We start from the raw sequence: 21,875 nt of genomic DNA, 5'->3' as shown, positions 1-21,875 counted from the left end.
AGACAATGGCAGTCAGTGCGAACCGGCTCGAACTTCTGCAGATCGCAGATGCAGTGGCGCGGGAAAAGGTCATCGACCGCGAGATCGTGCTGGCCGCAATGGCCGACGCCATCCAGAAGGCGGCACGCTCCCGTTACGGCACCGAGTCCAACATCCGGGCCGACATCAATCCGAAGACCGGCGAAATCCGCCTGCAGCGCCTGCTCGAAGTCGTCGAAAAGGCCGAGGATTATTCGACGCAGATCCCGCTGGAGTTGGCCCGCGACCGCAACCCGGACGCCGCTCTCGGCGATTTCATCGCCGATCCGCTGCCGCCGATGGATTTCGGCCGCATCGCCGCACAGTCGGCCAAGCAGGTGATCGTGCAGAAGGTGCGTGAAGCCGAGCGCGACCGCCAGTTCGACGAATTCAAGGATCGCGTCGGCGAAATCGTCAACGGTACCGTCAAGCGCGTCGAATACGGCAACGTCATCGTCGATCTCGGCCGTGGCGAAGGCATCATCCGCCGCGACGAAATGATCCCGCGCGAAAATGTCCGCTACGGCGATCGCGTCCGTGCCTATGTCTATGACGTCCGTCGTGAGCAGCGCGGCCCGCAGATCTTCCTGTCGCGCACGCATCCGCAATTCATGGTGAAGCTGTTCACCATGGAAGTGCCGGAGATCTACGACGGCATCATCCAGGTGAAGTCGGTCGCCCGCGATCCGGGTTCGCGCGCCAAGATCGCGGTGATCTCGAACGACAGTTCGATCGATCCGGTCGGCGCCTGCGTCGGCATGCGCGGCTCACGCGTCCAGGCCGTCGTCGGCGAGCTTCAGGGCGAAAAGATCGACATCATTCCGTGGAGCCAAGATCCGGCGACCTTCGTCGTCAATGCCCTGCAGCCGGCCGAAGTCGCCAAAGTCGTTCTCGACGAGGATGCCGAGCGTATCGAAGTCGTTGTTCCCGACGAGCAGCTGTCGCTTGCGATCGGCCGCCGCGGCCAGAACGTCCGCCTCGCTTCGCAGCTGACCGGCTGGGATATCGACATCATGACGGAGGCCGAGGAATCGGAACGCCGCCAGAAGGAATTCAACGAGCGCACCAACCTGTTCATGGATTCGCTCGATGTCGACGAGATGGTCGGCCAGGTTCTGGCTTCGGAAGGTTTTGCCGCGGTTGAAGAACTGGCTTATGTCGATCTCGACGAAATCTCTTCGATCGACGGTTTCGACGAGGAGACGGCGCAGGAAATCCAGCAGCGCGCCCGCGAATTCCTCGAGCGTCTCGAAGCCGAGATGGACGAGAAGCGCAAGGCGCTCGGTGTCCAGGACGAACTGCGTGAGATCAACGGCATGACCGCCCAGATGATGGTGGCGCTCGGCGAAGACGGCATCAAGACGATCGAGGACTTTGCCGGCTGCGCTGCCGACGATCTCGTCGGCTGGTCGGAGCGCAAGAACGGCGAAACGAAGAAGTTCGAGGGCCTGTTCTCGAAGTTCGACGTCTCGCGCGTCGAAGCAGAACAAATGATCGTCCAGGCCCGCCTTTCGGCTGGCTGGATCACGCAAGAGGACCTGGCGAAGGGGACCGAAGAAGAGGTCACCGAAGCCGAACAAGAAGCATGATGACCGCGCATGAACCGGACGCTCCTCTCGAGGACGACGATCTTGCAGGTTATGACGTGAACGGACGCATGTGCATCGTGACGCGCGAAAGCGGATCGCCGGAAGAGCTGATCCGCTTCGTCGCCGCTCCCGATGGAACAGTTGTCGCCGATCTGAAGCGCGAGCTTCCGGGACGCGGATGCTGGGTGAAGATCGACCGGTCACTGGTCGACAGGGCGGTGGCGAAGAAGCTCTTCGCCCGCGCGCTGAAGACGGACGTGAAGGCGGCGGACGATCTCGGCGCGAGTGTCGATCGGCTGCTCGCGGCGCAATTGATGCAGATGATGAACATGGCGCGGAAAGCCGGCCAGTTCGTCAGCGGGTCCTCGAAAGTGGATGCCGCGGTCAGAAGCGGAGCAGCCCTTGCGGTGTTCCACGCGACTGGCGCAGCGGACGACGGCGTCCGGAAAATCGACCAGGCCCGCAAGGCCTGGCACCTCGGAATGGAGACCGAGGAGGAGATACCTTCCTTCCGTCTCTTCTCGGAGAGCGAAATGGAAGGCCTGATGGGCCAGAATGCTTTTATCCATGCCGCAGTGCTTGCAGGGCAGGCGGGTGAAGGTGTAGTGAAGCGCGCAAAGATGCTCGAACAGTACCGTAATGGCGGTCAGTCCCGGGCAGCGGGCGGCGCTGGCCGGCAAAAACAATGAGGCGGTCACCGGCATCGGCCGGTCCCATACTCATTGATCGACAGTATTGAACGACAGGGTCTGATCTAGTCATCGCTCCCTGTCCGAAGGAACGGGAACGAATGACTGATAGTAACGACGACAAGACAATCAGCGTAGCGGGCAAAAAGACACTCACCCTGAAACCATCGGGGATGAGCCAGGGCACCGTTCGCCAGGATATGGGTCGAGGTCGCACCAAGGCGGTCGTCGTCGAGACCCGTAAGCGGCGTCCGATGCGCCCGGAAGACGAAAAGCCGATCACGCCCGTCGCTCCGGCGGCCCCCGTGCGCGCAGCCGAACCGGCGCCCGCACCCGTGCAGGCGCGTCCGCAACAGCCGACGCCGGCTCCGCGGGTCCAGCAGGGCAACAACAACCAGACGAACCAGCGTCCGCCGCAGCAGTCTCACCAGCCGCCGCGCCAGAACGATCGTCCGCGCCCGGTGGTGCTGAACCATCTGTCGCCGGAAGAGATGGATGCCCGCCGCCGCGCGCTTGCCGACTCCCAGGCGCGTGACGCCCAGGATGCGATCCGCCGCGCCGAGGAAGAAAAGCGCCGTGCCGCCGAAGAGGTTGTCCGCAAGGCAGCCGAAGCGGAAGACGCTGCCCGCAGGGCCGCTGAAGAGGCTATCCGGCAGGCTGAGGCACCCGCTGTTGCTGAATCCGCAGCCGCAGAACCGGCTCCGGCCGAAGCACGCACCGATGCGGCACGGCCGCAGCAGCCTGCATCGCCGGCACCGGCCGCACGCCGTCCCGATGCGGCTGGAGCACCTGCTGCCCGTCCGGCACCCGGCGCTGCCGTCCCCGGCGCCGTTCGCGGCCGCCGTGACGAAAAGGAAGAAGACGATCGTGGCGCAGCGCGCGGCGGTCCCGTCCGTGGCCGCGTCGTTCGCCCGGAACCCGCAAAGCCGGTCACGACTCGTCCGAAGACGGATGAAGAGCGCCGTCGCGGCAAGTTGACGATCACCACTGCCAACGTCGACGGCGAGGACAATGCCCGCGGCCGTTCTCTCTCGGCGATGCGTCGCCGGCAGGAGAAGTTCCGCCGCGGTCAGATGCAGGAAACCCGCGAGAAGATCTCCCGCGAAGTGGTTCTGCCCGAGACCATCACCATTCAGGAACTGTCGCAGCGCATGTCCGAACGCGCCGTCGACGTCATCAAGTACCTGATGAAGGAAGGTCAGATGATGAAGCCGGGCGACGTCATCGACGCCGACCTCGCGGAAATCATCGCAGGCGAATTCGGCCATACGGTCAGGCGCGTGTCGGAATCCGACGTCGAACTCGGGATCTTCAACGTGTCCGACGACGATGGCGAACTGGTTTCCCGCCCGCCCGTCGTTACCATCATGGGCCATGTCGACCACGGCAAGACCTCGCTGCTCGACGCCATCCGCCATGCCAACGTGGTCTCCGGCGAAGCCGGTGGCATCACCCAGCATATCGGCGCCTATCAGGTGGAGCAGAACGGTCAGAAGATCACCTTCATCGATACGCCCGGCCACGCCGCCTTCACGGCAATGCGTGCCCGCGGTGCGCAGGCGACCGATATCGCGATCCTGGTCGTCGCAGCCGACGACAGCGTGATGCCGCAGACGATCGAATCGATCAACCACGCCAAGGCGGCTGGTGTTCCGATCATCGTGGCGATCAACAAGGTCGACAAGCACGAGGCTGATCCGCAGAAGGTCCGCAACCAGCTGCTGCAGCACGAAGTCTTCGTGGAATCTATGGGCGGTGAAGTGCTTGACGTCGAGGTTTCGGCCAAGACCGGCAAGAACCTCGACAAGCTGCTCGAGGCGATCCTGCTGCAAGCGGAAATTCTCGATCTCAAGGCGAATGCGAACCGGACCGCCGAAGGCACTGTCATCGAAGCTCAGCTCGATCGTGGCCGTGGTTCCGTCGCGACCGTGCTTGTCCAGAAGGGTACGCTGCGTCCGGGCCAGATCATCGTCGCCGGCGATGTCTGGGGCCGCGTGCGCGCTCTCGTCACCGACAAGGGCGACCATGTGAAGGAAGCAGGTCCGGCAACGCCGGTCGAGGTTCTCGGTCTTTCCGGCACGCCGCAGGCCGGAGACAAGTTCGCCGTCGTCGAAAGCGAAAGCCGCGCCCGCGAAATCTCGGAATATCGTCAGCGTCTGGCCCGCGACAAGGCGGCTGCCCGCCAGTCGGGACAGCGCGGTTCGCTGGAACAGATGATGATGCAGCGCCAAAGCGTCGGCATCAAGGAGTTCCCGCTGGTCATCAAGGGTGACGTGCAGGGCTCGATCGAAGCGATTGCCGGCGCACTGGAGAAGCTCGGCACCGACGAAGTCCGCGCCCGCATCGTCCATTCGGGCGCCGGCGGCATCACCGAGTCGGATATCTCGCTCGCCGAAGCCTCGAACGCGGCCATCATCGGCTTCAACGTTCGTGCGAATACGCAGGCACGCCAGTTCGCCGAACGCGAAGGCATCGAAATCCGCTACTACAACATCATCTACGACCTCGTGGATGACGTGAAGGCAGCGATGTCGGGCCTCTTGTCTCCGGAGCGGCGCGAAACCTTCATCGGCAATGCCGAGATCCTCGAGGTGTTCAACATCACCAAGGTCGGCAAGGTCGCAGGCTGCCGTGTCGTCGAAGGCAAGGTCGAACGTGGTGCGGGCGTCCGCCTCATCCGCAACGACGTCGTCGTTCACGAAGGCAAGCTCAAGACGCTCAAGCGCTTCAAGGACGAAGTGTCCGAAGTGCCGATGGGTCAGGAATGCGGCATGGCCTTCGAAAACTACGAGGACATGCGCGCCGGCGACGTCATCGAGTGCTTCCGCGTCGAGCATATCACGCGCACGCTCTAAGCTGCTGCGCCTGAACTTTTCCGAAAGCCATCCGCCAGCCGGCGGATGGCTTTCGGGCATCTGCTGACTTGACCTTTTCGACCAAAAGAGTCATGGACGCTCTCCTTTGACGGGTTCGATTCCCAGCCGCATCGGCAAATAGAGATAACAATGACCAGACCAACTTCTTCCGCGCCTTCGCAGCGCATGCTGCGCATTGGCGAACAGGTTCGCGCCGCGATCACCCAGGTGCTGCAGCGCGGCGAAGTGCGTGACGACGTCATCGAAGCGACCGTGATCTCGATCTCGGAAGTGCGCATGTCGCCGGACCTCAAGATCGCCACCGCCTATGTGACGCCGCTCGGCGTTTCCGACCACAGCATTGTCATCCAGGCGTTGAACCGTCATGCAAGGTTCATCCGTGGCCGGCTTGGGCCGCAGCTTCGGCAGATGAAATACATGCCGGAGGTGCGCTTCCGCGACGATACCAGCTTCGACAACTACAAGAAGATCGACGAGCTGCTGCGTTCGCCCGAGGTGAGCCGCGACCTCGACGGCGATAATGACGAACAATAAACAGAAGAGACGCATGTCCAAACCACGCAAACCCAAAGGCCGGCCGATTTCCGGCTGGCTGATCCTCGACAAGCCGGTGGATTTCGGCTCGACGGAAGCCGTCTCCAAGATCAAGTGGCTCTATAAGGCTGAGAAGGCCGGTCATGCCGGCACGCTCGATCCGCTCGCCTCCGGCATGCTGCCGATCGCGCTCGGCGACGCGACAAAGACCGTTCCCTACGTGATGGATGGCCGCAAGATCTATGAATTCACGGTGAGCTGGGGCGAGGAGCGCGCGACGGACGATCTCGAGGGCGAAGTGACCAAGAGTTCGGACAAACGCCCGAGCGAACAGCAGATCCGCGATATCCTGCCTGGATATATCGGTACCATCAGCCAGGTGCCGCCGCAGTTTTCCGCGATCAAGATCGCAGGTGAACGTGCCTATGATCTGGCGCGCGAAGGCGAAACCGTCGAAATCCCCTCGCGCGAAGTCGATATCTTCCGGCTGACCTTGCTCGCCTGCCCGGACACCGATAGCGCGCATTTCGAAGTGGAATGCGGCAAGGGCACCTATGTCAGGGCGCTGGCGCGTGATTTCGGCCGCGAGCTCGGCTGCTACGGCCATGTGTCCGGGCTGCGGCGCACCTTCGTCGCCCCCTTCGCAGAAGAGGCCATGGTGCCGCTCGCGGATCTCGTGGCATTGGAAGCGATCGAGGATATGGACGAGCGCCTGGCGGCCCTCGACGCGCTGCTGATCAACACCTGCGAAGCGCTATCCTCCCTGCCCCATCTCGTCATCAATGACGACCAGGCGCACCGGTTGAAGATGGGCAACCCGATCCTGGTGCGTGGCCGCGATGCGCCGGTTGCCGAAAGCGAAGCCTATGCGACGGCCCGCGGCAAGCTGATCGCGATCGGCGAGATCGGCCAGGGTGAGTTTCGCCCGAAGCGGGTTTTCGCCTGAGCCTATCTGGCTTTCTGACAACGACAGCGATTGTCAGGCGGTAGCGATGCGATATCTTCCCTGTCGGGCCATGGGGGCCTGACAGAGGGAAAGATCATGCGCCGAACTGCTATCGGAATCCTGACGTTCTTTTCGATGTTTCTCGCCGTTGCCGGCGCCCGATCCGCCGAGCGCTGGGCCGAGCTTCCGGCCTTTCCTTCGATGCCGGCGGCAAAGACGAGCGGCATGGCCGAGGTGAACGACATCAAGATGTATTACGCCGAATATGGCGAAGGCGACCCCATCCTGTTCATTCATGGCGGTCTTGGAAATGCCGAGGTCTGGGGTCACCAGGTCGTCGATTTTGCGAGGGATCATCGGGTCATCGTTGCCGACAGCCGCGGACATGGGCGCTCGACGCGCAGCCAGCAGCCCTTCGGTTACGACCTGATGACGTCTGACTACGTCGCCCTTCTCGACTATCTGAAGATCGACAAGGTGACGCTTGTGGGATGGTCGGACGGCGGCATCATCGGCATCGACATGGCGATGAAAAATCCGGAGAAGCTGACGCGCGTCATTGCCCAGGCCGCCAACGTCACGACCGACGGCGTCAAGGCCGACGTGATGAACAACAAGACCTTCAACGACTACATCAACGTCGCCGGCGACTATTACCGGAAGCTGTCGCCGACGCCGAACGAATACGACGCCTTCGTCAAACAGATTTCTCACATGTGGGAGACCCAGCCGGCCTGGACGGCAGCGGATCTTGGAAAGATCACGGTGCCGGTCACGCTCGCCATCGGCGACCATGATGAGGCCGTAAAGCTCGACCATACGGAGATGATGGCGAAAGACATTCCGGGCGCCAAGCTCGTGATCCTGAAAGATGCCAGCCATTTCGCCATGCTGCAGGATCCCGCGGGTTACGATGCGATGATCCGGGACGCCATGGCGGGCCGCTGAAAACCGCTGCGGGAGCTCCCCTCTTTCCATTGCTGCTTATTTGGTTTATAGGCAGCGCCAGCGTCAGGTTTGCCTGCTCGCATTCACGGCCAAAGCTGGACGACATCCCGGCTTTTGGCGACTTTATCTCCTCCTCTTAGAAAGGATCACCCGATGTCGATCACTGCTGAGCGCAAGTCTGCGCTGATCAAGGAATATGCGACCGTTGAAGGCGATACCGGTTCTCCGGAAGTCCAGGTCGCGATCCTGACCGAACGCATCAACAACCTGACCGAACACTTCAAGGACCACAAGAAGGATAACCATTCCCGCCGTGGCCTGCTGACGATGGTTTCGAGCCGCCGCTCGCTTCTTGATTATCTCAAGAAGAAGGATGAAGGCCGCTATTCCAAGCTGATCACCAGCCTGGGTATCCGCCGCTAAGATTGTCCGGCGGGCGCTTTCCGAGCGCCCGCTGGATGTGTTTCGGGATACGGCTCCCGATGAAATGTTCCAGCCGCGCCCTATCTTTTAGCGGTGGAAAGACCGGCAGACCCGGATGGGCCGGTTCTGCCAAACCAACCGTTGACCTGTCATGGGGCAGGATTGCCGGATGCTTTCGGCCAAGGCTTGTCAATGAGCTTTGGCCCGGTTTCTCTGGAAAGCCTGAGGAAACCGAGGATGAAAAGCCTCCCGTTGTCTTGCCCGTGATACGTCACATTGATTGCGGTCGACTGTGCGCTGCGCCTTGATATCGGCGATGGCGCGTGCTCCCGCATTGAAGGACAAGACATGTTTGATACACACACAGTCGAAATCGAGTGGGCCGGCCGCCCGCTGAAACTCGAAACCGGCAAGATCGCCCGTCAGGCCGACGGCGCGGTTCTCGCCACCTACGGCGAAACCGTCGTTCTCGCCACCGTCGTCTCGGCCAAGGCGCCGAAGGCCGGCCAGGACTTCTTTCCGCTCACCGTCAACTACCAGGAAAAGACCTATGCGGCCGGCAAGATTCCCGGCGGCTATTTCAAGCGCGAAGGCCGTCCGAGCGAAAAGGAAACCCTGGTTTCCCGCCTGATCGACCGCCCGATCCGCCCGCTTTTCCCTGAGGGCTACAAGAACGACACGCAGGTTGTCGTTACCGTTATCCAGCATGACCTCGAAAACGACCCGGACATCTTGTCGATGGTCGCTACCTCGGCAGCGCTGACGCTGTCCGGCGTTCCCTTCATGGGCCCGGTCGGCGGTGCACGCGTCGGCTACATCAACGGCGAATACGTTCTCAACCCGCATCTCGACGAGATGGACGAATCGAGCCTCGACCTCGTCGTCGCCGGCACCTACGACGCCGTGCTGATGGTGGAATCCGAAGCCAAGGAACTTAACGAAGACGTCATGCTCGGCGCCGTCATGTTCGGCCACAGGGGCTTCCAGCCGGTCCTCGATGCGATCATCAAGCTCGCCGAAGTGGCCGCCAAGGAGCCGCGCGACTTCCAGCCGGCAGACTACTCCGCTCTCGAAACCGAAATGCTCGGCCTTGCCGAAGGTGAACTTCGCGAAGCCTACAAGATCACCCAGAAGGCCGACCGCTACGCCGCCGTCGACGCCGTCAAGGCGAAGGTGAAGGCGCACTTCCTCCCCGAGGAAGGCGAAGCCCGGTACACGGCCGAAGAAGTCGGCGCGATCTTCAAGCATCTGCAGGCGAAGATCGTCCGCTGGAATATCCTCGACACCAAGAGCCGCATCGACGGCCGCAACCTCGAAACCGTCCGTCCGATCGTTTCGGAAGTCGGTCTTCTGCCGCGCACCCACGGTTCGGCGCTCTTCACCCGCGGCGAAACCCAGGCGATCGTGGTTGCCACCCTCGGCACCGGCGAAGACGAGCAGTATGTCGACAGCCTGACGGGCATGTACAAGGAGCGCTTCCTGCTCCATTACAACTTCCCTCCCTACTCGGTTGGCGAGACCGGCCGCATGGGCTCCCCGGGCCGCCGCGAAATCGGCCACGGCAAGCTCGCATGGCGCGCGATCCGTCCGATGCTGCCGACGCCTGAGCAGTTCCCCTACACGCTACGCGTCGTCTCCGAGATCACCGAGTCGAATGGCTCGTCCTCGATGGCGACCGTCTGCGGTACCTCGCTCGCTCTGATGGACGCCGGCGTTCCGCTGGCAAAGCCGGTGGCCGGTATCGCCATGGGTCTGATCCTGGAAGGCGATCGCTTCGCTGTCCTTTCCGACATTCTCGGCGACGAAGACCACCTCGGCGATATGGACTTCAAGGTCGCCGGTACCGCCGACGGCATCACCTCGCTGCAGATGGACATCAAGATCACTGGTATCACCGAAGAGATCATGAAGGTCGCCCTTGGCCAGGCCCAAGGCGGTCGCGTCCACATTCTCGGTGAAATGTCCAAGGCGATCACCGAAAGCCGCGGCCAGCTCGGCGAATTCGCTCCGCGCATCGAAGTCATGAACATCCCGGTCGACAAGATCCGTGAAGTCATCGGCTCCGGCGGCAAGGTCATTCGCGAAATCGTCGAAAAGACCGGCGCGAAGATCAACATCGAGGATGACGGCACCGTCAAGATCGCTTCGTCCTCCGGCAAGGAGATCGAAGCGGCCCGCAAGTGGATCCACTCGATCGTCGCCGAGCCTGAGATCGGCCAGGTCTACGAAGGCACGGTCGTCAAGACCGCCGACTTCGGCGCCTTCGTCAACTTCTTCGGCGCCCGTGACGGCCTCGTCCACATCTCGCAGCTCGCTTCCGAGCGTGTTGCCAAGACGCAGGACGTCGTCAAGGAAGGCGACAAGGTCTGGGTCAAGCTGCTCGGCTTCGACGAACGCGGCAAGGTTCGCCTGTCGATGAAGGTCGTCGACCAGGCCACCGGCCAGGAAATCCCGAACGAGAAGAAGAAGGAAGAAGCGGCCGAATAAGCCGCCTTCCAAATTTGCTACCGGGCGCGGGAATGCTTCCGCGCCCTTTTTCGTATGAGAAGACGAGACGAGACCATGAGCAGCGAGACGCTGAAGACCCTGTTCCATCCCTTTGCCAGCGGCACAGTCGCGGCGCCCGGCGAGGGCGAGCGCGTGCTCTTCCTCGGCGCCGAGGCAGGCTTTGCGCTGCCGGAAGGCTTTGCCGCCTCGCTCAGCGCCGTCCAGGGCTTTCGGCCGCTCTATCGGCAGTTGCTGGCCCAGCGGATCGAAGCGAAGCCCGAGATAGACGGCGAGGACTACGATGCGGCTCTGGTGCTCTGCACCAAGCACAAGGGTGAGAACGAGGCCAATCTTGCCGCTGCTATCGCCCGTACGCGGCTCGGCGGCCTGATCGTCGTTGCCGGCGCCAAGGAAGACGGCATCCAGCCGCTGCGCAAGCGGATGGAAGGTTTCAATCTCGCCGTCGACCATATGCCGAAATATCACGGCGTCGCCTTCTGGTTTGGCCGGCCGGCGGATGCAGACGAGATTATTTCCAAGCTGGCAAAGGCGCCGGTGCGCGTCGACGGCCGTTTCAATGCAACCGCCGGCATGTTCTCGCATGACCGCATCGATGCCGGATCAGAGCTGCTCGCCTCGCGCCTGCCTGAGGATTTCACCGGCGACGTTGCGGATTTCGGTGCCGGATGGGGCTATCTCTCCGTCGAGATGGCGCGGAAGTCGCGTGGACTGACGCGCCTCGACCTCTACGAGGCCGATCACGCGGCTCTGGAGGCTGCCAGGGATAATCTGGCTAAGAACTGCCCGAACGCGCCTGTGCGCTTCTTCTGGCACGATCTGGCGGGTGAGCTGGTCAAAGATAAATACGATCTCGTCATCATGAACCCGCCCTTCCATGAGGGGCACGCGGCCGAGCCGGCGCTCGGCCAGGCAATTATCAAGACTGCCGCATCCGCCCTTCGCGGCGGCGGCCGCCTGATGCTCGTCGCCAATCGCGGCCTGCCTTACGAGCCGGTTCTGGCGGCGAATTTCAGGGAAAGCGGCGAAACCTGCCGCAACGCCCGGTTCAAGGTGCTGTGGGCGAAGAAATAAGCCTACGCGGCTTCGACGCTGATCCCATCATCGAACAACAAAAAGGCCGTGCGCATCATCTGCGCACGGCCTTTGAGTTTCAAAACGGGTAGCGTTTACTCGACGTCCGCTTTGCGCAGCGTTTCCAGCGTCGGCATGGACGTGACGTTGAAGCCGGCGTCGACGAAGTGGATTTCGCCGGTGACGCCGGAGGAAAGGTCGGAGAGCAGGTAGAGAGCCGAGCTGCCGACCTGATCGATGGTCACGGTCTTGCGCAGCGGCGAATTGCGCTGGTTCCAGGAGAGGATCGCGCGCGCATCGGAGATGCCGGCGCCGGCAAGCGTGCGGATCGGACCGGCGGAAATGGCATTGACGCGGATGCCGCGCGGGCCGTAATCGGCGGCGAGATAGCGCACCGAAGCCTCGAGCGCTGCCTTGGCAACGCCCATGACGTTGTAATTCGGGATGACGCGCGTCGAGCCATTATAGGTCAGCGTCAGCATCGCACCACCATCTTCCATCAACGGAGCGCAGCGCTTGGCGATCTCGGTGAAGGAGAAACAGGAAATGACCATGGTGCGGCTGAAATTCTCACGCGTCGTATCGGCGTAGAGACCCTTCAACTCGTTCTTGTCGGAAAAACCGATGGCATGGACGATGAAATCGAGCTTGCCCCAGCGCTCGCTTATCGCGTCGACCACGGCATCGACCGAGGCGAGGTCCTCGACGTCGCAGGGCAGGACGAAATCCGAGCCGACCTCGGCGGCAAGCGGCCTGACGCGCTTGCCGAGCGCATCGCCCTGATAGGTGAAGGCGAGTTCCGCACCCTGTGCGGCGAGAGCTTTTGAAATTCCCCAGGCGATCGAGTGGTTGTTGGCGACGCCCATGACGAGCCCGCGCTTACCCTGCATGATTCCCGTCATATTATTATTATCCGTTATAGCGCTGGAAGACGAGCGTAGCGTTGGTGCCGCCGAAGCCGAAGGAATTGGAGAGGGCAATGTCGATTTTCGCGTCGTCGATACGCTTGCGCACGATCGGGACACCTTCGAATTCGGGATCGAGCTCGGTGATATGGGCGCTTTCGCCGATGAAGCCTTGCTGCATCATCAGCAGGGAATAGATCGATTCCTGCACGCCGGCAGCGCCAAGCGAATGGCCGGTCAGCGACTTGGTCGACTGGATATGCGGGATCTTCGAGCCGAATACTTCGCGGATGGCGCCGATTTCCTTGCTGTCGCCGACCGGCGTCGAGGTGCCGTGGGTGTTGACGTAGTCGACATCGCCTTTGACGGTGGCGAGCGCCTGGCGCATGCAGCGGATAGCGCCTTCGCCCGACGGGGCGACCATGTCGTATCCATCAGAGGTTGCGCCGTAGCCGACGATTTCGGCATAGATCTTGGCACCGCGGGCCTTGGCGCGTTCCAGCTCCTCGAGCACTAGCACGCCGGCGCCGCCGGCAATGACGAAACCATCGCGGTTGACGTCATAGGCGCGCGAGGCGCTGTCCGGCGTGTCGTTATATTTGGAGGACATGGCGCCCATGGCGTCGAAGAGGTTGGACATCGTCCAGTCGAGATCCTCGTGGCCGCCGGCGAACATCACGTCCTGCTTGCCCCACTGGATCATCTCGGCGGCGTTGCCGATGCAATGCGCCGACGTCGAGCAGGCCGACGAGATCGAATAATTGACGCCGTGGATCTTGAACCAGGTGGCGAGCGTGGCCGATGCAGTCGAGGACATCGCCTTCGGCACGGCAAAGGGGCCGATGCGCTTCGGGCTGTTGTTCTTCACGGTGATCTCGGCAGCTTCGATCAAGGTGCGGGTGGACGGGCCGCCGGAGCCCATGATGATACCGGTGCGCTCGTTGTTGCCGATATCCTTGTCCTCGAGACCGGAATCGGCAATCGCCTGCTTCATGGCGACATGGTTCCAGGCGCCGCCCTGCGACAGGAAACGCATGGCGCGGCGGTCGACCAGTTCGGCAAGTTCCGCCGAACCGAGCTTGGGACTGCCCCAGACCTGGCACTTGAATCCATGTTCGGCGAAATCGCTCGAAAAGGAGATACCCGACTTTGCCTGCCGCAAGGATTCGGTGACTTCGGCCGCGTCGTTTCCGATCGAGGACACGACACCCAGACCTGTGACAACTACCCGTCTCATCTGATCAAACCTTTGTTGTTTTCGTCAGCCGCTCGAAATGCGGTTTCAGGCCGTCTTGTCTTTCGATAGACCGACGCGAAGGTCGGCCGCCTGATATATGGTCTCGCCGTCCGCCTTTAGCCAGCCGTCGGCGGTGCCGAGGACCAGACGGCCGCGCATGACACGCTTGAAGTCGATGCCATATTCGATCAGCTTCGTCTGCGGCCGGACCATGCCCTTGAATTTTACTTCGCCGGTCGAAAGCGCCATGCCGCGGCCTTCTTCGCCGAGCCAACCCAGAAAGAAACCGGTCAGCTGCCACATGCCGTCGAGACCGAGGCAGCCCGGCATGATCGGATTGCCTTCGAAATGGCAGGGAAAATACCAGTCGTCCGGGCGTACGTCGTATTCCGCCCTGAGGTAGCCCTTATCGAAGGTGCCGCCCGTTTCGGAAATGTCCGTGATGCGGTGAACCATCAGCATGGGCGGCAAGGGCAGCTGCGCATTGCCTGGGCCGAACAGCTCGCCATGTGCGCAAGCGATGAGTTCTTCATACGAGAAGCTGGACTGTCTGGTCGTCATAAAGTTTCTTCTTCCCCCCGCGTCAAGCCGATGGATGTGAACGTGTAGTCCAAGTTCTTCAGAAAATGAAGCACAAGCAAGGCAGCTTCATTCATCGCCCCGGACCAGGCTTGCGCCATTATTTGGTGGTCGCATACAGGAAGGCTAGGGCTGGGACCAGACCTAATTGCGTCAAAAGCCCGTTTTTGCCGCGTTTATCAGGCTCCCGTCCCCATTGAACTATTGAAAGGCTCCGATGCAAAAGTTATACCGCTTAAAGAAACATGATTGCTTTATGCCAGAATAACCGGAGTTGGTTTTGATGACGGGTGCACTCCCGATCGCAATAGAGGTAAGGCTGCGCGGTGCAGGCCTGCGCCCCACCCGCCAGCGCGTCGCGCTCGGCGACCTCCTGTTTGCCAAGGGCGACCGGCATTTGACCGTCGAGGAACTGCACGAGGAGGCGGTTGCCGCCAGCGTGCCGGTGTCCTTGGCAACCGTCTACAACACGCTGCACCAGTTCACGGAAGCCGGTCTCATCCGCGTTCTCGCCGTCGAGAGCGCCAAGACCTATTTCGACACCAATGTTTCCGATCATCATCACTTCTTCGTCGAAGGCGAGAACGAGGTGCTCGACATTCCCGTCAGCAACCTGACGATCGCCAATCTGCCGGAACCGCCCGAAGGCATGGAGATCGCCCATGTCGACGTGGTGATCCGCCTGCGGGCGAAGCAGAGCTGACGACGCCTCTAAAGCGCGTCGCGATCTTTCAGATTCGCTCCTTTCGCTTTAGATCTTTGTTTTTACGCATGTCGTTGTCGCAAAACCGCTTCACACTTTTGCGCGACATGCTTTAGCGCGTCGCACCGAATCGGCCTCATGCGACGCCCTCTAGATCTTTATTTTTATGCATGTCGTTGTCCCAAAACCGCTGCGCACTTTTGGGCGACATGCATTAGGCTTCACATGACATCGTCGGGATGCCGGCCGGGCTTGTGCCTGTAGGTCGGGAAGGTCCAGCCAAACCACAGGGCTCCACCGCGCACCGCAAAGGCGGCCACGACGCCGCAGGCAGACGCCAGATAGAGCTGCATTCCAAGCGCATTGGCGAGTGTGAACACGCTGGCGCCGATGAGGGCTGCGGTCACGTAGATTTCCGGCCTCAACAGCACCGAAGGCTCGTTTGCCATCAGATCGCGCAGGATGCCGCCGAAGGTCGCCGTCAGCGTGCCGGTGACGATCGCAATTGTCGGCGAACCGGTGGCGGCGAGGCCCTTGGCAGCGCCGATCACGCAATAGGCGGCAAGGCCGATCGCATCCAGCCAGATCAGCAGCCGATAGCGCGATTCCAGCAAGTGGGCGGTGAAGAAAACGATGACGCCCACGATGCAGCAGACGAGGATATAGGCGGGGTTCAGCACCCAGAAGACCGGCACGCGGCCGAGCACGATATCGCGCACGGTGCCGCCGCCGGTTCCCGTCACCATGGCGAAAAACAAAAAACCGATCAGGTCCAGTTGCTTGCGCGAGGCGGCAAGTGCGCCTGTTGCGGCAAACAGCGCAATACCGGCATAATCGAGATAGACGAGCAGAGACATGCGAGCCCCGGAACCGGCGGAAGTTCAGAGCATGATGCCGAAAAGTGTGAGCGGTTTTCGGACGACATCATGCTCTCACTCTTGAATTGAGAACAGGATTCAGATTTTAGGCCAACTAGGCCTAAAATCATCCTGTTCTCGGGAATCAATCACGGCGGCAAGGGCGGCGCAAGGCGGCGCGGCCATAAAGCTGAAGTCTTTGATTTGATGCATGTCGCTGTCCCAAAACCGCTGCATACTTTTGGGCGACACGCATTAGGAGCCTTTATCCAAAGAGGAAAGCCGTGAAAACGCTGGTGCTCGCCGTTCTGAATATCGTCCTGCTGCTTGCCATGCCGGCTGTCGCCCTCAGTCAGCAATCACTGATCTCCGACCCTGAGATCTACGAGAAGAAACATTTCCAGGAGCAGTGCAAGACGGCCGAGTTTGCCGACGGTTTCATCATCCGGCAGGACATCAACAATGACGGCCTGATCGACGCGGTGGTCAACGAGGGCCAGCTGACCTGCGACGGGCAGAAGGGGCCGCAATGCAATGACGACGGCTGCACCTATAATTTCTACCTGCAGGTTGCCGAAGGCGGTTATTTCATGATCGCGACGGCACAGATCTATGGCTACGATTTCGTCCAGCGCTTCGGCAACATGGTCCTGGCGATGAAGATGCATCCGCGCTTCTGCGACCGCACCGAAGGTGATCCCTGCATCGTGACGGCCCGCGTCCGCGGCACGAAATTCGTCACCATCTCGAAGAAGTAGCTCTCAGTGTATAATCCCGAAAATCTTTCGGGATTATACACTGATTCAAAGTGATAGAGCGTCCTTTGCGCGTCCTATCGGACGCGCGGCGCTCTATTGCGGATAAAGCTCCGACGTGCGGCCGGCGAGATAATAGCCGACCAGGCCGTACCATTCGCGGATCGCCGTCGCCATGTTCTGCGCATTGAGGTTCGGCTGAGTAAAATCCAACCCCGGCCTCACCTGGCCGTCGGTGCGATAATCGGTCGGCCAGGGCACGATATCGATGCCGAGCTTGCGGAAGATGCCGACTGAGCGCGGCATGTGGAAACCCGACGTGATCAGCAGGCAATTGGAAAGGCCCTGGCTTGCCAGGAATTCCCTGGTGTTGACGGCGTTTTCGAAGGTCGTGCGCGATTGCCTCTCCTCGATCAGGCGCTCCCTGCCAACGCCGAAGAGCGGGAAGAAACGCTCGGATGCCGCCGCATCGCCTTCATAGATGCCTGAGATGGAGCCGTCGCCGCCGGATACCAGAATGCGTGACTGCGGAAATTTCTGCGCGAGCCGCAGGGCTTCGACGAAGCGGTCGGCTCCACCGTTGAATTCTATGCCGTGGCGCGCCGTGTTCACCTCGTTTTCAAAGCCGCCGCCGAGCACGATCATGCATTGCAGGCTATCGGGATCTGCGGCAGGCTTTGCGAAGCGCTGCTCGAGACCCTGCATCAGCAGGTTGCCGGCCGTGGTGTAGAGCGTGACGAAGAGGATGAGGGCCGAACCAGCTGCGCAGAGGATGCTTAGGGTACGCCAGCGCAGAAGGCCGGCAAGCAGGGCAAGGAAGACGAAGAAGAATGCCAGCGACAGCGGCTGAGCGAAAATCCAGACAAGCTTCGAAATCAGGAACAAGACCCACTCCTTGAGGATTGGCGGCGATCCTTGCTATCCGATTCGACGGTAACAGGAATGCGACGGTTTTATTTCGCGCGCGTGATGGCCGATCCGCTCGGTGCGATCTTCTGGTTGAAGCGGCGCTGAAGCGGCCGCGGGATGAGCATGGCGGCAAGCGCAAGCACCATGGCGAAGAGGGAGACCAGCCACAGCGCATGTGCGCCCGTCAGCCGTGTCAGGACGGCGCCGGCGATCGCGCCGAGCACCATACCGCCCCAGGGCACGATCTGGATCGTCCATTCGACACGACGATCGCCGATGATCCAGCGGCCGATGCCGCGGCCGAAACGCGACAGGGCGCCGGTCACGTAGGTCAGCCCGATCGGCAGGCCTTCGATGTGTTCGACGGCAGCATTCACCATGCCCATGGAAAAAACGATCATGTAGAACCGTGCGAAGAGCATGTTCTGCACCGTCATCATCGAGGCGAGCGCCAGAACCAGACCGACGCAGCCAAGCACCACGAAAATGCGGCGTTGCGAAACATGAGAGATGACGATGCCTGCCGCATTGCCAAGCACGAAAACGATGATGGCGGAGATCAGGACCGCGGCGTGATAAAGATTGCCATCGCTCAAGGCCAGTGCCGCCCGCGTCGTGTTCCCCGTCATGAAGGAGACGAAATCGCCGGTCAGCAGAAGACCGGTCGCATCGGTCATGCCGGCCAGAAACGAAATCGAGCCGACGAGGGCAAGCCCGGTCAGGGTTCGTCGGGTCCGGATGATGCGGCGGCGTCTTGCTCTGGTCATTGGCTGAAGGTCCTGGAGCCGAATCGCTGAGATTGCGGCAACAAGCATACATCGTCCTATTGAGGAAATGGCAAAGGCGATCGGAAGGGGATTGGAGGCGGACTTGAACGGCAAGACATTTTCGATGTTTGAGAGCCCAGCCTTGTGTTTTGCCAGGCGCGACTTCAGATCACTCGCAAGTCAAGCCTCTTAGGCCGGCTAAGCGCGTATCGACGCATGAAGCTGGCCGCAGACCGTAAGGCTTTCGCGCATTGCCTTCACGCGCATCTCGGCATCTTCGAATGAATAGGCCCAGATTTTGGCAGACCAAGTCGAGAGGCCCATCTTGTATTCGAGGGCGAACAGATAGATTGCCCGCCCGTGTTCGTCCATTCGGACGAACTGAGCGTCGGGCCTTTCGCGGGCGTCGCGAAGTTTGTTGAAACTGATTACGCTCATATTTGAACTCATTTAACACTGAGGCAGGAAGACAATCGTCTATCGCTGGCCTGTCGCCGCCGACAGTTCCAACAGTTGCCAACACCTGTTGTTCCCGGCCTGCCGCCATTTTTCACCGGATTCGAGCGCAGCTCTCTGATGCACGGCGGATAATGCGAAGGTTATCAATACTGTGCGACATCGCACTGGAACGATCTGGCCGGATTGCCGTTCCAAAGTCGAATCGCGCCGCGAAAATCCCTTCCGGCAACGCTAGTGCGCGCGGTCCGCCACAGCCTCCCGGCATCGTTGTGTTTCCGTCGCTTGGGGAGAGGTCCGCCGATGAGCGAAACGACATGTTTGTCCGATACCGCACGGCAACGATTAGGATGTTCGGGACTTTCCTTTCAATCCCAGGAGAGAAAAATGACGTCTCTATCTTCACCACGTCCTGCGTCACATTGCGAAGAAACATCCTCGATCGAGCTGGAGATTGTCGAACTGACACCGGCGTTGCGCGCCTTTGCCCGAAGATTCCTGCGCAGTGAGGACGACATCGATGATCTCGTGCAGGAAACGCTGCTGAAAGCGTTCAATTCAATTCATCTTTACCATCCCGGCACTTCTCTCAAATCCTGGCTCTTCACAATCCTTCGAAATACGTTCTGCAGCAACTATCGCCGGCGGCAGCGTGAGCCGGTCGGAATGGACGTGACGATGGAGCAAGTCGCAATTGCCCCGAGCCAGGAATGGGCGCTTCGCGAGCGCGAGCTGCAACAGGCGCTGACCCGCCTCTCCGACGACAGACGCCGTGCGCTAACGCTGGTGGCGGCCGGAACGAGCTATGAAGATGCCGCCAAGATCTGCGGCTGCCGGGTTGGCACCTTGAAAAGCCGCGTCAGCCGCGCCCGCGAGACCCTGCAGTCGCTGCTGGGGAACCAACTCATCGACTAATCGCGCTTCTGTTTCCGTCGCCGCCAATCAGCAATCATCACACAGCCGTCCTTTGTGAGGCTGAACGTCGGGAGCCACATGGCGCATCCGCCGAGGCTCCCGCACCGCACGCCGAGACGCCGCCCGCCGGAACATATCCTCTCTTTTCAGGTTTGGTGGCTTCAGCTTTTTCCGAACTCTAGGAGACCAAACATGGATAGGAATGAACTTGGAAAAGGTCTCGCGGTGATCACCGGCGCCTCGACGGGCATTGGCTATGAACTTGCCAAATGCGCGGCGCAGGAAGGCTATGATCTGATTATCGCCGCCGACGAGACACGCATCCAGCAGGCAGCGGCGAACCTGAAGAAGTTTGGCACGTCGGTCCAGGCGATCGAAACCGACCTCTCCACCGAAGACGGCGTCGACCGGCTGATGGAAGCCATCGAAGCTTCCGGGCGTTCGGTCGATTTGCTGATGGCCAATGCCGGGCGCGGCCTCGGCAAGGGTTTCCTCGACCAGGATTTTGCGGAAGCGCGAAAAGTCGTCGATACGAACATCGTCGGCACCATCTATCTCGTCCAGCAGGTCGGCAACCTGATGCGCAGCCGCGGCGAGGGTCGCATTCTGCTGACCGGCTCCATCGCCGGCTTCATGCCCGGCTCCTACCAGGCCGTCTACAATGGAACGAAGGCCTTCATCAACAGCTTCTCCTTCGCCCTGCGCGAGGAATTGAAAGAGACTGGCGTGACCGTCAGCTGCCTGATGCCCGGCGCGACCGATACCGAATTTTTCGAGCGCGCCGATCTCATGGATACCTCCGTCGGGCAGGCCAAGAAGGATGATCCGGCTGACGTCGCCAAGATCGGCTTCGATGCCATGATGGACGGTGAAGGGGATATCGTCAGCGGCTGGAAGAATAAACTGCAGGCGGCCGTCGCCAATGTGACGCCGGCAAGCATTCTTGCTCATCAGCATGCCAAAATGGCTGAACCAGGTTCAGGCAAGGAGTAGATTACCCTGACGCGTCGATCCAGACGAGATCGGCAATCCCGTCTACTTCTCACGCGGCTGCTTCAATCGTCTTCCGGCCGCCACCATCTTGCCGTTGCGGCGTAACGTGATGCCCTCCAAAAGCGTTCGGGCGGCATTGCGCACCTCCTCCTGAAAGGCTTTGTCTCTTTCAAAAGCATTGTGGCTAGTGGCGTAGGGCTCCCAATAACCGATGTAACGTTCGACCTCGGCCAATGCTCCGGCCGGGATGAGGTCCATCGACGTCAGCCAGTTGGAGACGCTGCGCCGGACATTCTCGACCCCTTCGGTATCACCGTGAACGACGACCGAAAAAAGGCGGCCGGAAAGATGGCGTGTATAGTCCCATCCCTGCATCTCAAGCTCCTTGGCCTCCTTGGCATGTTTGCCATGCGTGCTTGTCGGGTCCGGATTGCCGCCGTCGGCGCAGACGAGCCGGTCGATCATCAGTTTCAGCGGCGAGGGCGTCTGGTACCAGTTCACCGGGCTGACGATCATGATGCCATGGGCCTCGACCCACATCGGGTAGATATCGTTCATCCAATCGTGGATCTGTCCGAGCGAGTAATTCGGATAACAGGAGCACGGCCAGTGACAGAGTGCGGCCGATGTCGAGAAGCACGCCTTGCACGGATGGATCTGGCGGCCGTATTCGGAAGCGATGCGACTGAGATCGAGGACGCTGACCATGACGCCGGCGGCGGCAAACACCTCCCTTGCGATTTCGACCATCCGAAAACTTTTGGAAAGCTCGCCCGGACAGCTATGTTCGCTTCGCGACGAACCGTTGATGAGGAGGACGCGCAATGGCGCGCTCTCATCCTCGAAGCGCGCTTGCGCAGCGCGGATTTCGTCTCTCGCCGCGAGCCAATCGACGGCGAGATCATAGTCGGGATCGGCAAAACCTGGTCCAGCTTTCCTGGTTATCGGGCTCTTTCGCGAATGGGCGTAAGCATCCCATGCAGCCGCAGCGACTTTGCCGAGTTCGTGTTCCAAAGTCTCGTACGCCCGGTCCTTGAACTGGCTCAGGAAACGCTTCTTGAACTCGCTCTCGTCGAGACGAGGGCTCGGGCTGCCCTTTCGCGGTTCGAGGTCAGGTGCGGTTGCGGCAGGTTCGTCAGGCATGGGGCCTCCACGCATCTATGCGCTCGAAACAACGCAAGCGAGCCAGCTTCTGTT

General features: G+C 60.9%; 21 protein-coding genes. 13 read left to right on the top strand and 8 right to left on the bottom strand.

All coding sequences use genetic code 11. From position 1 onward, the window contains the following. The first annotated feature begins 5 nt into the window (after positions 1–5). The 9 genes from nusA (at position 6) to RWJ89_RS13070 (ending at position 11,602) form a co-directional block, all read left to right on the top strand. The gene (nusA, locus tag RWJ89_RS13110; RefSeq protein WP_003555785.1) at positions 6–1,607 is read left to right on the top strand and encodes a transcription termination factor NusA; all 1,602 of its coding nucleotides are present in this window, start codon (positions 6–8) and stop codon (positions 1,605–1,607) included. Beyond that, the gene (locus RWJ89_RS13105) at positions 1,604–2,296 is read left to right on the top strand and encodes an RNA-binding protein (RefSeq protein ID WP_017966459.1); all 693 of its coding nucleotides are present in this window, start codon (positions 1,604–1,606) and stop codon (positions 2,294–2,296) included. Before nusA ends, RWJ89_RS13105 begins: the two co-directional genes overlap by 4 nt. Positions 2,297–2,397: 101 nt before the next feature. Then, on the top strand, positions 2,398–5,151 hold the full coding sequence (infB, locus tag RWJ89_RS13100) for a translation initiation factor IF-2 (protein WP_168283228.1): 2,754 nt from the start codon (positions 2,398–2,400) through the stop codon (positions 5,149–5,151). A gap of 150 nt (positions 5,152–5,301) precedes the next feature. Then, positions 5,302–5,706 carry a 30S ribosome-binding factor RbfA gene (gene rbfA, locus RWJ89_RS13095; protein WP_020052333.1) on the top strand — a complete coding sequence of 135 codons (405 nt, stop codon included), beginning with the start codon at positions 5,302–5,304 and terminating at the stop codon, positions 5,704–5,706. Positions 5,707–5,719: 13 nt separating this feature from the next. After that, positions 5,720–6,652 carry a tRNA pseudouridine(55) synthase TruB gene (gene truB / locus RWJ89_RS13090; RefSeq protein WP_131665383.1) on the top strand — a complete coding sequence of 311 codons (933 nt, stop codon included), beginning with the start codon at positions 5,720–5,722 and terminating at the stop codon, positions 6,650–6,652. Between the two features lie 96 nt (positions 6,653–6,748). Next, positions 6,749–7,600: an alpha/beta fold hydrolase gene (locus tag RWJ89_RS13085; protein WP_131665384.1), complete on the top strand. Its 852-nt coding sequence runs from the start codon at positions 6,749–6,751 to the stop codon at positions 7,598–7,600. Between the two features lie 153 nt (positions 7,601–7,753). After that, a complete protein-coding gene (gene rpsO, locus RWJ89_RS13080; RefSeq protein WP_003544317.1) occupies positions 7,754–8,023 on the top strand; it encodes a 30S ribosomal protein S15 in 270 nt (89 codons plus the stop codon). 348 nt (positions 8,024–8,371) lie between these two features. Continuing rightward, positions 8,372–10,510, top strand: coding sequence for a polyribonucleotide nucleotidyltransferase (gene pnp / locus RWJ89_RS13075; RefSeq protein ID WP_026265531.1), 2,139 nt, complete (start codon positions 8,372–8,374; stop codon positions 10,508–10,510). 75 nt (positions 10,511–10,585) lie between these two features. Continuing rightward, positions 10,586–11,602 carry a class I SAM-dependent methyltransferase gene (locus tag RWJ89_RS13070; protein WP_316031013.1) on the top strand — a complete coding sequence of 339 codons (1,017 nt, stop codon included), beginning with the start codon at positions 10,586–10,588 and terminating at the stop codon, positions 11,600–11,602. Between the two features lie 95 nt (positions 11,603–11,697). Here RWJ89_RS13070 and fabI read toward each other — a convergent pair whose 3' ends face one another. From fabI to fabA, 3 genes are read right to left on the bottom strand one after another with little or no spacing between them, the layout of a single operon-like run. Continuing rightward, positions 11,698–12,504 carry an enoyl-ACP reductase FabI gene (fabI, locus tag RWJ89_RS13065; RefSeq protein ID WP_131665386.1) on the bottom strand — a complete coding sequence of 269 codons (807 nt, stop codon included), beginning with the start codon at positions 12,502–12,504 and terminating at the stop codon, positions 11,698–11,700. 7 nt (positions 12,505–12,511) lie between these two features. Next, a complete protein-coding gene (fabB, locus tag RWJ89_RS13060) occupies positions 12,512–13,744 on the bottom strand; it encodes a beta-ketoacyl-ACP synthase I (protein ID WP_077977140.1) in 1,233 nt (410 codons plus the stop codon). A 45-nt stretch (positions 13,745–13,789) separates the two neighbouring features. Continuing rightward, positions 13,790–14,305 carry a 3-hydroxyacyl-[acyl-carrier-protein] dehydratase FabA gene (gene fabA / locus RWJ89_RS13055; RefSeq protein WP_017962726.1) on the bottom strand — a complete coding sequence of 172 codons (516 nt, stop codon included), beginning with the start codon at positions 14,303–14,305 and terminating at the stop codon, positions 13,790–13,792. A gap of 301 nt (positions 14,306–14,606) precedes the next feature. Here fabA and irrA point away from each other — a divergent pair, with 301 nt between their 5' ends. Continuing rightward, positions 14,607–15,026 carry an iron response transcriptional regulator IrrA gene (irrA, locus tag RWJ89_RS13050; protein ID WP_131665388.1) on the top strand — a complete coding sequence of 140 codons (420 nt, stop codon included), beginning with the start codon at positions 14,607–14,609 and terminating at the stop codon, positions 15,024–15,026. 221 nt (positions 15,027–15,247) lie between these two features. Here the strand turns inward: irrA and RWJ89_RS13045 are convergent, their stop codons facing one another. Then, positions 15,248–15,883: a trimeric intracellular cation channel family protein gene (locus tag RWJ89_RS13045; RefSeq protein WP_017962724.1), complete on the bottom strand. Its 636-nt coding sequence runs from the start codon at positions 15,881–15,883 to the stop codon at positions 15,248–15,250. A 284-nt stretch (positions 15,884–16,167) separates the two neighbouring features. Between RWJ89_RS13045 and RWJ89_RS13040 the strand changes: the two genes are divergently transcribed. Next, positions 16,168–16,641, top strand: a complete 474-nt coding sequence (locus RWJ89_RS13040) for a hypothetical protein (RefSeq protein ID WP_003544300.1) — start codon at positions 16,168–16,170, stop codon at positions 16,639–16,641. 93 nt (positions 16,642–16,734) lie between these two features. Here the strand turns inward: RWJ89_RS13040 and RWJ89_RS13035 are convergent, their stop codons facing one another. The 3 genes from RWJ89_RS13035 to RWJ89_RS13025 all read right to left on the bottom strand — a co-directional run bounded on the left by RWJ89_RS13035 (position 16,735) and on the right by RWJ89_RS13025 (position 18,752). Beyond that, positions 16,735–17,523: a YdcF family protein gene (locus RWJ89_RS13035; protein WP_131665389.1), complete on the bottom strand. Its 789-nt coding sequence runs from the start codon at positions 17,521–17,523 to the stop codon at positions 16,735–16,737. Positions 17,524–17,591: 68 nt separating this feature from the next. After that, entirely contained in the window at positions 17,592–18,314 is a 723-nt protein-coding gene (locus RWJ89_RS13030) for a YoaK family protein (RefSeq protein ID WP_131665390.1), read from the bottom strand. Positions 18,315–18,512: 198 nt separating this feature from the next. Beyond that, positions 18,513–18,752 carry a hypothetical protein gene (locus RWJ89_RS13025; protein WP_131665391.1) on the bottom strand — a complete coding sequence of 80 codons (240 nt, stop codon included), beginning with the start codon at positions 18,750–18,752 and terminating at the stop codon, positions 18,513–18,515. Positions 18,753–19,157: 405 nt separating this feature from the next. Here RWJ89_RS13025 and RWJ89_RS13020 point away from each other — a divergent pair, with 405 nt between their 5' ends. After that, a complete protein-coding gene (locus tag RWJ89_RS13020; RefSeq protein ID WP_131665457.1) occupies positions 19,158–19,685 on the top strand; it encodes a sigma-70 family RNA polymerase sigma factor in 528 nt (175 codons plus the stop codon). Positions 19,686–19,877: 192 nt separating this feature from the next. Further along, the gene (locus tag RWJ89_RS13015; RefSeq protein WP_131665392.1) at positions 19,878–20,678 is read left to right on the top strand and encodes an SDR family NAD(P)-dependent oxidoreductase; all 801 of its coding nucleotides are present in this window, start codon (positions 19,878–19,880) and stop codon (positions 20,676–20,678) included. 42 nt (positions 20,679–20,720) lie between these two features. On the opposite strand, the gene RWJ89_RS13010 is transcribed toward RWJ89_RS13015, so the two are convergent. Further along, a complete protein-coding gene (locus tag RWJ89_RS13010; RefSeq protein ID WP_316031012.1) occupies positions 20,721–21,821 on the bottom strand; it encodes a flavodoxin family protein in 1,101 nt (366 codons plus the stop codon). Between the last annotated feature and the right edge of the window lie 54 nt (positions 21,822–21,875).

The sequence above is a fragment of the Rhizobium sp. 10PS4 genome, from assembly GCF_032464805.1.
In the GTDB taxonomy this organism is placed as follows: Bacteria; Pseudomonadota; Alphaproteobacteria; order Rhizobiales; family Rhizobiaceae; genus Rhizobium; species Rhizobium laguerreae.
The sequence above is the reverse complement of the archived record's forward strand: the minus strand, read 5'-3'. Positions and strand labels throughout refer to the sequence as shown.